This is a genomic window from Janibacter sp. Soil728 (genome assembly GCF_001428305.1).
Classification (GTDB): Bacteria; Actinomycetota; Actinomycetes; order Actinomycetales; family Dermatophilaceae; genus Janibacter.
Genome location: NZ_LMRZ01000004.1, coordinates 495,582 through 507,205 on the forward strand (window position 1 = coordinate 495,582; position 11,624 = coordinate 507,205).

Genomic DNA, 11,624 nt, shown 5'->3' on the forward strand with positions numbered 1-11,624 from the left:
GGCTCAGTACTCGACCGGCGCGGTTCGCTTGCGGATCATCGTGACCTCGTCGCGGTTGTTGCCCGTCGGACCGATGTAGTTGAAGAAGTAGGACAGCTGGGCGTAGCCACCGATGAAGTGGCTCGGCTTGAGCAGGATGCGGGTGAGGCTGTTGTGGATGCCGCCGCGCTTCTGGTCGGTCTCGGTCAGGGGGACGTCGATGAGCCGGTCCTGCGCGTGGTGCATGAAGACCGTGCCCTCGGGCATCCGATGGCTGACGATGGCTCGGGCCGCGACGACGCCGTTGCGGTTGACCGCCTCGATCCAGTCGTTGTCCTTGACGCCGATCTTGGCCGCGTCCTGGTCGGACATCCACACGGCCTGACCGCCGCGGCTCAGGCTGAGCATGAAGAGGTTGTCCTGGTACTCGCTGTGGATGGACCACTTGTTGTGCGGGGTCAGGTAGCGCACCGCGACCGACACCGATTCGCCGTCGGCCTGGTGGGTCTCGCCGATGGGCCGCTCACCGAACAAGCGGGTCATGTTCAGCGGCGGCCGGTAGGTCGGCAGTGCCTCACCCATCGCCAGCATCCAGTCGTGGTCGAGATAGAACTGCTGCCGCCCCGTGAGGGTGTGGAAGGGCTTGAGTCGCTCGATGTTCTGGGTGAAGGGGGCATACCTGCGGCCGCCGGCCTCGCTGCCGGACCACTCGGGTGAGGTGATCACCGGTGCCGGTCCCGCCTGGGCGTCGGCGAAGGTGACGTGCGCGCCCTCGTGCTCTGCGGCCAGGTCGTGCATGTGCTGTCCCGTGCGCTTCTCGAGGTCCTTGAAGCCCTCGGTCGCCAGACGCCCGTTGGTCGTGCCCGACAGTCGCAGGATGGCCTCGGCCACGTTGATGTCCGTGTCCAGCTTCGGCCGACCGGCGGTGGGGCCACCCCTGACCACGCCATTGAGGTCGCGCAGCTCCTGGACCTCCTGCGTCGGGTCGTACTTCACGCCCTTGGTCATCATCCCGACGTCCTCGAGCAGCGGGCCGATCGAGGTCAGCTTGGCGTAGACCGCGGTGTAGTCGCGCTCGACGGCGGCGATCGTCGGCATGGTCTTGCCCGGGACGGGCTCGCACTCGCCGTACTTCCAGTCCAGGACCCGACCGTGGACGGCCGACATCGCCTCTGGGGTGTCGTGCCACAGCGGCTTCGCCACGACATCGGTCCGGGTACCGAGGTGGTCGACGGCCATCTCGGAGAACCGCTTGGCGATGACCTTCCACGTGTCCCAGTCGGTCTTGGACTGCCACGGCGGAGCGATCGCCGGGTTGAAGGAGTTGACGAAGGGGTGCATGTCCGTGGTGTTGAGGTCGTGCTTCTCGTACCAGGTGGCCGCAGGCAGGACGACGTCCGACAGCAGGGTCGAGCTGGTCATGCGGAAGTCCAGCGTCAGCAGCAGGTCGAGCTTGCCCTCGGGCAGCTCCTCCGGCCAGGCGATCTCCGTCGGGCGCAGGTCCGCCGAGGCCTGCTGCGCCCGGACGGCGTTGCTCGTCCCGAGCAGGTGCTTGAGGAAGTACTCGTTGCCCTTGGCCGAGGAGCCGAAGAGGTTGGAGCGCCACAGGGAGAGCACACGGGGGAAGTTGTCCGGGGCCTCCGGGTCCTCGATCGCGAAGCGCAGGCTGCCCTCCTTGAGCGAGGCGGCGACGTAGTCACCGACGGGGACGCCGGCAGCAGCCGCCTCGTCGGCCACGACGAGACTGCTGCGGTCGAACTGAGGGTAGGAGGGGGCCCAGCCCAGTCGTGCCGACTGGGCGAGCAGGTCCATCGTCGTGCGTCCTTGGAAGGCACCCGTGCTGCCGTTGATCTCCTCGGCGGAGAAGGTGTCGTAGCGGTACTGGCTGGTGTTGACGTACCAGTACGCCGTCTGGTTCATGTGCCGAGGTGGGCGCACCCAGTCGAGGGCGAAGGCCATGTGCTGGAAGCCCATGAGCGGGCGCACCTTCTCCTGCCCGACGTAGTGGGCCCAGCCGCCGCCGTTGCGTCCTTGGCACCCCGTGATGGACGTCAGGACGAGCATGGCCCGGTACGCCTGGTCGGCGTGGTACCAGTGGTTGACGCCGGCGCCCATGATGATCATGCCTCGACCGTTGGTGTCGATGGCGTTCTGCGCCCATTCGCGAGCCAGCCGCACGATCTGCTCGGAGGGGACTCCGGTGAGCTCCGCGCCCCACCCGGGTGTGGCCGGCACGCTCGTGTCGGTGTAGTCGCTCGGCCACGTCCCGGGCAGCCCCTCCCGGCCGACGCCGTAGTGGGCGAGCATGAGGTCGAGGACCGTCGTGACGACGTGGTCGCCGACGCGCCGGACCGGGACGCCCCGGCGCTCGGTACCCATCTCGCCGTTGAGGTTGTCGAAGCGAGGCAGCTCGACCTCGACCACCTCGTCCGAGCCGTAGAGGCTCAGGCGGGGTCGGATGTCGCCGAGGTCGAGGTTCCACTGCCCGGCGGCCTCACCGAAGCGGTGGCCGATCGAGCCGCGTGGGATGGCGACCTCGTCGGTGGCCTCGTCGAGGACGGCCGGCTTCCACATGGCGTTCTCGCTCGCGGCCTCGGGGTGGTCGAGGTCCCCGGCGACGAGGAACTTGCCCGGACGGTAGGCGCTCCCGTCCTCGGCGCGCTCCAGGCTGATCAGGTACGGCAGGTCGGTGAAGGTCTGGTTGTACTCGGTGAAGAAGTCGACCCGCTGGTCGACGAAGAACTCCTTGAGCACGACATGGGCCAGGGCCATCGCGAGCGCCCCGTCCGTGCCCGGTGCTGCGGCGACCCACTCGTCGGCGAACTTCACGTTCTCCGCGTAGTCGGGGGAGACCGCGATGACCTTCTGCCCGCGGTAGCGCGCCTCGGTCATCCAGTGCGCGTCCGGGGTGCGGGTCATCGGGACATTGGAGCCCCACATGATCAGGTACGCGGCATCCCACCAGTCGCCGGACTCGGGCACGTCGGTCTGGTCGCCGAACATCTGCGGTGAAGCATTGGGCAGGTCGGCGTACCAGTCGTAGAAGGAGAGCATCGGGGCACCGATGAGCTCGTGGAAGCGGGCGCCCGAGGCGTAGCTGACCTGGGACATCGCCGGGATCGGCGAGAAGCCGGCGATGCGGTCGGGACCCCAGCGCTTGATGGTGTAGACGTGGGCGGCCGAGATCATCTCGACGGCCTCCTCCCACGAGGCGCGCACGAGCCCACCCTTGCCGCGGGCGGCCTTGTAGGTGCGGGTCAGCTCCTCGTCCTGCACGATCGAGCCCCAGGCGACGACCGGGTCGCCGTAGCGCTCCTTGGCCTCGCGGAACATCTGCAGCAGCGTGCCGCGGACGTAGGGATAACGAACGCGCGTGGGGGAGTAGGTGTACCAGGAGAAGGCGGCCCCTCGCGGGCAGCCGCGCGGCTCGTACTCGGGACGGTCGGCCCCGGTGCTCGGGTAGTCCGTCTGCTGCGCCTCCCAGGTGATGATCCCGTCCTTGACGTAGATCTTCCACGAGCACGATCCCGTGCAGTTGACGCCGTGCGTGGAGCGCACCACCTTGTCGTGGCTCCAGCGGTCACGGTAGAAGGCATCGCCGGCACGACCGCCCTCGATGAACATCGCCCGCTGGTCCTGCGAGATCCGCGCCTTGGTGAAGAAGCGTCGGGTGCCGACGAGTGCCTCCGACAGCGGCCCGTCCAGACCTGCTGAACGGGGTGGCACGGTGAGGGGTCCATGGGTGGGCGACGGGGTCATGAGATGCCTCCTCGAGGGGCAAAGCGGGTCCGGGTGGTGACGTGGGCCGTGCAGAGGGTCGGCGTGACGAAGGGGGTGAGGGACAGCTCGGCATCGCGCTCACCGAGGACCTCGAGGGCGCCGCGCATGAGGCCCCGGTGGACCCCGCAGACGACCTCTGGCAGATCGCGGGCCAGCTCGCCGAAGGGACACGCGACCACGTCGACGTCGACGGTCCGGCCGTCGTCGTGGGTGCGGACCGCGGGGGTGTACCCCCAGGCCCGCAGGACATCGATCACCAGGTCGACCTTGCTCAGCCAGGCTCTGGCCGTGGCGGCTGGCTCGGTCGACGAGATGCGAGCGACGAGGTCGTCGGCGCGCGCGTGCGCCCATGCCGCGCCGGCCTGCTCGGGTGCCAGGGGCGTGCCGTCGGCCGTTCGTGCCGACCAGGCCTCGGCGAGCAGGGACGCGAGCGTGGCGTAGGAGTCGGACCGGGCCGCCTCGAAGGACCCTGCCGCGGCGACGTACCGCTTGCTGGGCCGCCCGGCACCGGGCGACCGTACGGAGTGGCCGTCCACCAACCCGGCAGCGACGAGCCGGTCGAGGTGGAAGCGGACCGTCGTGACGTGGAGGCCGACCAGCCGGCTCAGCTCCTGGGCGGTCAGTCCCTCATGACGTTGGCCCGCGGGCAGGTTGGACAAGGTGTCGATGATGTCGCGACGCACGGCAGAGCGCAGCAGTCCGGCGCCCGTGCCAGCCGGCTCAGTGCCCTCCGAGGTCTGGACCCCGGGACTCCCCGGTGTGCTCTCCACAGGGGCGAGTCTGGCAGATAAAAATGATTCGCACGAGGGTGGTTTGGCGGGGTCGGGTGGTCTCCCAACGGCATCCCGCAATCCGCCTCGTGACACCCGACCTATGTGGAGGAGGTGCCCCCGGTGGCGGTGTCCCGCTGCTTGATCCGCACCATCGCCTCTTGGGCGATCGTGGCGACGAGGGCACCCTCCTCGTCGAAGACCTTGCCGATCATCAGCCCACGCCCCGACCGGGTCGACGGGGACTCCTGGTCGTAGAGCAGCCAGGCGCCGGGGTCGACGGGACGGTGGAACCAGATGGTGTGATCGATGGTCGCCGCGGTCAGGCCGGGCTGGGCCCACGTCAGGCCGTGGGCGCGCAGCATCGTGTCGATGGGGCTGTAGTCGGAGGCGAAGGCGAGGACGGCGCACCGGGTCAGCTGGTCATGAGGTAGCTGGGCCACCGTGCGGAACCACACGCGCTGGTGTCCGTCGAGCTCGGGCGCGGGGACGACCATGATGTCGCCGTCGACATAGCGGTGGTCGACCGGCCGGCTCGCGATGTACTGGGCTCGTGGGTGGTCGATGCCGGCGTACTTGTCGGACACGGAGCCAAGGTTCTCGGGGTAGGGGACATCGGGCATCGCCAGGTGGTGGTCCAGGCCGTCAGACGGGTCCTGGAAGGACGCGGTCATCGACAGGATGGGACGCCCGTGCTGCAGGGCGTGGACCCGACGCGTGGAGAAGGATCGGCCGTCGCGCATCCGCTCGACGGCGAAGCGGATCGGCAGGCTCGAATCACCCGGGCGCATGAAGTAGGCGTGCAGGGAGTGCGGCATGCGGTGCGGCATCTCGGGCAGGACGGTGCGTCCGGCAGCGACGAGCGCCTGCGCGAGGACCTGGCCGCCGAAGACCCGGCCGTGCGGCATGGCGATGCTCTCGCCCTCGAAGACGTCGGCGGCGCTCGCGCCGAGCTCGCCCACACCTTCTGGTCCCTCGACCCGGATGGTGGCGTGCCCGACGTCTTCGAGATCGAGAGTGGCCAAGGCGGTGCTGAGCGCGATGCGCTGGGCCTGCTCGATGGACTCGGCGGTCATGGGGCTCCTCGTCGTGTGGTCAACGACGTGACTCTAGGCGAGAGACGGGTGTGCTTGTGAGACCCGTTCCACCGACTGGCCGGGGGTCGCGGGTCAGCCGTCCAGCCCCAGGACGAAGGGGAGGACCTCCTCGACCCCGGCGCGCCGCAGGGCGCGGGCAGCCACGGTGAGAGTCCATCGCGAGTGGGCGATGTCGTCGACGAGCAGGACCGGCCCACGCAGGTCACCCAGGGTGGCGGCGAGCTCGGGACCGACGACGAGGCGTTCCCACACACCCGACAGGCGGTAGGCGGAGTTGCCGCCCGGCTCGCCGATCGGGCCGCCGTCGACCAGGTCGAGCGAACCGAGCACGGGCAGGCGCCCGATCTGGCCGAGCTGCTCGGCGAGCGAGCCGATCAGCGTCGGGTGGGAGCGCGACGGGATGGTGACGATGCCGACGGGCCGCGTCTGCCAGCCCCACTCGGCGAGCACCCGCACGCAGGCGCGGATCGTCGACTCCGGGACCGGCTGATCGGTGGCGAGCAGCTCGCGGACGCGCGGACCCCACCCCAGGTCGGTCAGGCGGGCGAGCCCGCGTCCCTGCGACATCGCCTCTCCGGCAGGGATCTTGCCCTTGACGTCGACGCCCAGCCGGCCCATGCCCGTGGGGTACTGGGCCCGGGGGTCGAGGTCCACGCCAGCGCGATCGAGGGTCGATCTGGCCGACCCCAACGCGTCCTCTGGCACGTCCGCGTCGATCCACGGACCGGCACAGCGGTCACAGCGGCCGCAGTCGTGCGCGCTCGGGTCGTCGAGGGTGCGCTGGAGGAAGGCCATCCGGCACCCGTCGGTGGTGATGTAGTCGAGCATGTGCTGCTGCTCGGCCTCGCGGGCCGAGGCCACACGCTCGTATCGCTCGGCGTCGTAGACCCACGGCTGGCCGGTGCTGAGCCAGCCACCGCTCACGCGCTGGACCGCGCCGTCGACGTCGAGCACCTTGAGCAGCAGCTCCAGGCGCGTGCGTCGGATGTCGACGATCGTCTCCAGCGCTGCGGTCGAGAGGGCCTTGCCCGCCTCGGCGAGAGCCGTCAGCACCGCCGCCGCCTGGTCCTCGCGGGGCATCGATGCGGAGGCGAAGTGCTTCCAGATGGACACGTCGTCGTGGCCGGGCAGCAGGACGACATCGGCGCGCTCGGTGGCGCGGCCGGCACGACCGACCTGCTGGTAGTAGGCGACCGGCGAGGAGGGCGCACCCAGGTGCACGACGAAGCCGAGGTCCGGCTTGTCGAAGCCCATGCCCAACGCGCTGGTCGCGATGAGGGCCTTGACCTTGTTGTGGCGCAGGGCCTCCTCCATGGCGGCGCGCTCCTCGGTGTCGGAGCGACCGGTGTAGGCGGCGACCTCGTAGCCGGCCGACTGCAGGGCCGCCGCGACGTCCTCGGCGCCGCTGACGGTCAGCGTGTACACGATCCCGCTCCCCTCCAGCTGGCCGAGGTGCGTGGCCAGCCAGGCCAGGTGGCGGTCCATCCCAGCGCGGGGGAGCACCCCGAGCCGCAGGCTGTCGCGGGCGAGCTGCCCACGCACCGTGAGCACCTCGTCCTGCGTGCCTGCGGCCAGCTGCTCCTCGACATCGAGGACCACGCGCTCGTTGGCGGTCGCCGTCGTCGCGAGCACAGGGGTGCCCTGCGGCAGCTCGCCTAGCAGGTCCTTGATCCGGCGGTAGTCAGGGCGGAAGTCGTGCCCCCAGTCGCTGACGCAGTGCGCCTCGTCGACGACGAGCAGACCGCAGCGCCGGGTGAGGTCGGGCAGCTGCTCCGCGCGGAATCGAGGGTTGTTGAGCCGCTCGGGACTGACGAGCAGCACGTCGACCTCATCGCGGGCGAGCCGGCCCCGGACGTCGTCCCACTCCTGCGCGTTGGAGGAGTTCATCGACACCGCCCGCACCCCCGCGCGCTCGGCCGCTGCGATCTGGTCGCGCATGAGCGCGAGCAGGGGCGAGACGATCAGCGAGGGACCCGCTCCCTTCGCCCGTTGCAGCTGGGAGGCGACGAAGTAGACCGCTGACTTGCCCCACCCGGTGCGCTGGACGACGAGCACGCGCCGGCCGCCGCCGACGAGCGCCTCGATGGCCTCGAGCTGGCCGTCGCGGAAGGTGACGTCGTCGCGCCCGACGAGGCGCCGCAGGACCGCGGTGGCGTCGTCGGTCAGGGCCGTGGTGGGGGAGGAGGTCATGCGCTCCACCGTAGGCGAGGGGTCTGACGGCCACCGGCAGCCGGGAGGGTTGGGGAGAGCCGGGAGCGGCGGTGGGAGGATGTGGACATGACGAGCCAGCCCCCTCCCCAGACCAGGTTCACGGCGGAGGTGGTCCTGCGCTGGGGCGACATGGACGCCTACGGCCACGTCAACAACGTGCAGTACCACCGGTTGCTCGAGGAGGCACGCATCCGTGCCTTCAGCGAGTGGTTCCACGCCAGCGGTGGCGACTCGATGCTCCGTTCCGGTGTGCTGCTGGCCCGGCAGGAGATCGAGTTCCTCGAGCAGCTCGCCTACCGACCCGAGCCGGTCGCGATCGAGATGTGGGTGACCCATCTCGGGGGCGCCAGCTGGGACATGGGCTACGAGATCCGCGACGAGGACGCCCTCTATGCACGCGCCGAGTCCACCATGGTGGCCTTCGACCTCGCCGCCCAACGTCCTCGCTCCCTCAGCGAGGACGAGCGCGCCGCGCTCACGGCGCTGCTCGACGCCCCCGTCGCCATGCGGCGTCGGCGATGACCTCCCTCCGTCTCGCCGACGGGGAGAGCGCCGCGGACCTGACGACCTACCTCACACGGGCCAAGCGTCTGGACGAGGCGGGCGATGTCCGCCTCCAGGCGGTCGGCAACGTGCTGGCCGTGTGGACCTGCGTGGTCCCCGGTCGCGGGCTCGGCAGCAACGGGCTCGTCCTGGGTCTGCGGACCTTTGCCCTGGCCGAGGCCGCCCACCTCGACACGACGACCCCGATCTCGACGATCACCGACCGGCTCGCCCGCGGTGGCACCGACATCGAGCAGCCGCCGGTGACCTCCCAGCCCACCTGGCGTGCTCTCAGCCCGCCGCGTTCCGGCTGGGAGCCCGTGGGGCGGGTCTCCGACACCGACCTCGCCGAGGTCGCCCGGGCCGGCATCGCCGAGGTCGCCCAGGGCGCTCCCGAAGGGTCCGGTGCGGCCGCGGTCGCGGACCTGCGCTCGCGGGTGTGGGGCCGGATGACGCAGACGGTCCCGCCGGTCCCGGCCGGCACGGCCTTCGGGCTGCATGCCCTCGGTTTCTTGCGGCCGGCCCCAGACGCGCAGGCGAGCGTCCACACGATCGGTCCTTGGACCCGGGTGGCGACCGAGGGCGGCTTCGTCCTGGCGCGCTGACCCCCCTTCGTCGCGGTCGATCGCACCCATAGTGTGGTGCTCGTGGACGATCACTGTGCCGACCTGCCCACCGACATCGACGACGCGAGACTGGCTCTCGAGCTGACCAGGCGGGCAGCCGAGCTGGCCTCCCGCATGCGGGCCGAGGGACTCTCGGGGGAGTCCAAGACGTCCATCTCCGACGTGGTCACCGCCGCCGACCACGCCGCCGAGGACCTCGTGGCGGGGGCCCTCGCCCGGTTGCGCCCCGACGACGGGATCGTCGGCGAGGAGGGCGCTGCCGTGCGGTCCCGATCCGGCCGCACCTGGGTCATCGACCCGGTCGACGGGACCTACAACTTCCTCGCCGGGCTCGGTACGTGGTGCAGCGCGCTTGCCCTGCGAGATGGCGAAGGGGTGGCGCTCGGGGCGGTCCACCAGCCCGCCGTCGACGAGGCCTGGGTGGGCGGTCGAGACCTGCCGACGAGCCTCAACGGACGACCGCTCGAGGAGCTGGCCGACCTCCCGCTGGCGGAGGTGGCCATGGCCACCTACCTCCACCCCGGGGTCCTGCACGTGGACACGCTGCGCGAGCCGTGGCTCGCGGCGATCGCTGGAGCAGCGACGGTGCGCATGTTCGGCTCCGGCTCGTGCGATCTGGCGGCCGTCGCCGGTGGGCGCGTCGGGGTGTGGGCCCAGCAGTCGGTTCCGGAGTGGGACTGGCTGCCCGGCGCGGCCCTGGTCACCGCCGTCGGTGGTCGTGCCGAGCAGGTCGAGGCGCACGGTCACACCTGGAGCGTGGCGGGGCGCCCCACCGCGGTCGAGCAGGTCATCGCTGCCCTGCGCGGCCAGGGCGAGCCGCGCGGCCAGGGTGAGCCACGCGGCCAGGGCGAGCCACGCGGCTAGGGACGAAGGGGGTGACCCCGCTCCGCGAGCACGTCCCGCAGGGTGTCGATCCGGTCGGTGACGATGCCGTCGACCCCGAGGTCGAGCAGCCGGTGCATCTCCTGCGCTTCGTCGATGGTCCAGACGTGCACGTGCTTGCCCACGCGGTGGGCAGCGGCGACGAGGCGGCGGGTCACGAGAGTGACGGGCACCGGCCCGACCTGCTGCCGGATCGGGATCTGCAGCGCCTGCGAGGGGGAACGCAGCAGCCGGTGCAGCACGCTCGGGAGCAATCGCGTCGTTGCGACGTCACGCGGCCCCGCCGAGGTCGCGAGGTCCGGTCCGAGCGCCCGACGGACCGAGCGTAGCCGGGCGTCGCTGAAGGAGCCGATGCATACGCGGTCGATGGCGTCGTGGCGGCGGATCGCCGCGACGAGCGGCTCGATGGCACTGGGGGACTTGACGTCGATGTTGAAGCGCGCGTCGGGGAAGGTCTCGAAGAGCTCGTCCATGAGCGGCACCGCGTCGAGTCCGTGGATGCGCGCGGCTGCGACCGCCTCCCACGGCAGGTCGGCGAGCGCTCCCTTCGCATCGGTGACGCGGTCGAGCACGTCGTCGTGGAAGGCGACGAGCCGGCCGTCCGCCGTCGAGTGCACGTCCGTCTCCAGGTAGCGGTAGCCCATGTCGACGGCCTGCTGGAAGGCGGCGACGGTGTTTTCCCGCCCGACATTGGGCTCGAAGGTCGACCCGCCCCGGTGGGCGAGCCCGATGGGGGTGGCGTCGGCGAAGTAGGCGAAGTCCGAGGCTGCTCTCACGGGCACCAACCTAGGCGACCAAGGTCAGTGCTGCGCGATGCAGAACTCGTTGCCGTCGGGGTCCGCGAGCGTCACCCAGCGGAAGCCCGCGCTTTCGTGGTCGGCGACGTGACTGGCTCCGCCCGCCAGCAGCAGCCGGGTCGCGCCGTCGAGGTCCGCGGTCCCCAGGTCGAGGTGCAGCCGGTTCTTGCCGGAGGTGGGTTCGTCGACCTTCTGGAAGGCGAGCATCGGCCCATGGGGCAGCTCGACGACCACGAACCAACCGTCGTTGTCCTGGGTGATGGTGCCGTCGGTCTGCCTCGCCCACCAGGTGGCGAGGGCAGTGGCGTCGGTCGTGTCTGTCGTGATCATGCCGAGTGTCAGGCTCATGCATCGACACTAGGGCGCGACCCCGACAACGGACGTCCGTCAGCGCAGGAAGGCGTCGATCCGCTCCACCGTCGCCGCCGTCACCGCAGCGTCGTACCCCGGCAGGTCCGGGTCGGTGAAGAGGTGCCCACGGCCGGGTGTGACGTGGTCCTCGAAGGGGGCCCCGCTCGCCTCCACCGCTGCCCCCAGGGTCGTCACGTCGGGCGGCGCGATCCACGGGTCGTCCTCGTGACGGTGCACCTGGACGGGCACGCCGGACCACTCGTGCCGGGGCGCTGCCACCGAGTGCAGCAGGATCGCGGCGCCCGCTCGGGGTCGTCGCGCGGCCAGCCGCTGCGCGAAGAAGGCGCCGAGGGAGAAGCCGGCGAGCACGGTCTCCGGCGGCATCGTGGCCGCGAGCTCGCGCACGGTCTCGAAGTACTCGGGGTGTGCGTCGCGGTGGGCGATGCCCTCGCGCTCGCCGTCGAAGACATGCCCCTCGTAGAAGTCGGGGACCTCCACCTCGTGGCCACGCCCGCGCAGCAGCTCGGCGAAGGAGTGCACGCCCGGCCGCAGCCCGAGCGCCGAGTGGAGCAGCAGGATCGTCGCCAT

The 11,624-nt window shown here is 70.9% G+C and carries 10 protein-coding genes; 3 read left to right on the forward strand and 7 right to left on the reverse strand.

Annotated features, from left to right (window positions below; translation table 11 throughout):
• Positions 1-3: 3 nt before the first annotated feature.
• The 4 genes from ASG73_RS09200 to ASG73_RS09215 all read right to left on the reverse strand — a co-directional run bounded on the left by ASG73_RS09200 (position 4) and on the right by ASG73_RS09215 (position 7,816).
• Positions 4-3,738, reverse strand: a complete 3,735-nt coding sequence (locus ASG73_RS09200) for a nitrate reductase subunit alpha (RefSeq protein ID WP_055993812.1) — start codon at positions 3,736-3,738, stop codon at positions 4-6.
• Positions 3,735-4,529, reverse strand: a complete 795-nt coding sequence (locus tag ASG73_RS09205) for a helix-turn-helix transcriptional regulator (protein WP_055993815.1) — start codon at positions 4,527-4,529, stop codon at positions 3,735-3,737. Before ASG73_RS09205 ends, ASG73_RS09200 begins: the two co-directional genes overlap by 4 nt.
• A gap of 101 nt (positions 4,530-4,630) precedes the next feature.
• Entirely contained in the window at positions 4,631-5,605 is a 975-nt protein-coding gene (locus ASG73_RS09210; RefSeq protein WP_055993817.1) for an acyl-CoA thioesterase, read from the reverse strand.
• Between the two features lie 93 nt (positions 5,606-5,698).
• Positions 5,699-7,816, reverse strand: a complete 2,118-nt coding sequence (locus ASG73_RS09215) for a RecQ family ATP-dependent DNA helicase (protein WP_055993820.1) — start codon at positions 7,814-7,816, stop codon at positions 5,699-5,701.
• 87 nt (positions 7,817-7,903) lie between these two features.
• On the opposite strand from ASG73_RS09215, the gene ASG73_RS09220 reads away from it, so the two are divergent.
• Genes ASG73_RS09220 through ASG73_RS09230 form a run of 3 tightly spaced genes read left to right on the forward strand, consistent with a single transcriptional unit; the run spans position 7,904 to position 9,870 of the window.
• Positions 7,904-8,359 carry an acyl-CoA thioesterase gene (locus ASG73_RS09220; RefSeq protein WP_055993823.1) on the forward strand — a complete coding sequence of 152 codons (456 nt, stop codon included), beginning with the start codon at positions 7,904-7,906 and terminating at the stop codon, positions 8,357-8,359.
• Entirely contained in the window at positions 8,356-8,985 is a 630-nt protein-coding gene (locus ASG73_RS09225) for a hypothetical protein (protein ID WP_055993826.1), read from the forward strand. The genes ASG73_RS09220 and ASG73_RS09225 overlap by 4 nt, the downstream gene beginning before the upstream one ends.
• Positions 8,986-9,021: 36 nt before the next feature.
• A complete protein-coding gene (locus tag ASG73_RS09230; RefSeq protein WP_442905362.1) occupies positions 9,022-9,870 on the forward strand; it encodes an inositol monophosphatase family protein in 849 nt (282 codons plus the stop codon).
• Here the strand turns inward: ASG73_RS09230 and ASG73_RS09235 are convergent.
• From ASG73_RS09235 to ASG73_RS09245, 3 genes are read right to left on the reverse strand one after another with little or no spacing between them, the layout of a single operon-like run.
• Positions 9,867-10,664 (reverse strand): glycerophosphodiester phosphodiesterase, encoded by a 798-nt coding sequence (locus ASG73_RS09235; RefSeq protein WP_055993829.1) that lies wholly within the window; start codon positions 10,662-10,664, stop codon positions 9,867-9,869. The two genes, ASG73_RS09230 and ASG73_RS09235, sit on opposite strands and share 4 nt — an antisense overlap.
• A 24-nt stretch (positions 10,665-10,688) precedes the next feature.
• Complete coding sequence (locus ASG73_RS09240; protein WP_055993832.1) at positions 10,689-11,033, reverse strand: VOC family protein; 345 nt, start codon at positions 11,031-11,033, stop codon at positions 10,689-10,691.
• Positions 11,034-11,072: 39 nt separating this feature from the next.
• Positions 11,073-11,624: a dienelactone hydrolase family protein gene (locus ASG73_RS09245; protein WP_055993835.1), complete on the reverse strand. Its 552-nt coding sequence runs from the start codon at positions 11,622-11,624 to the stop codon at positions 11,073-11,075.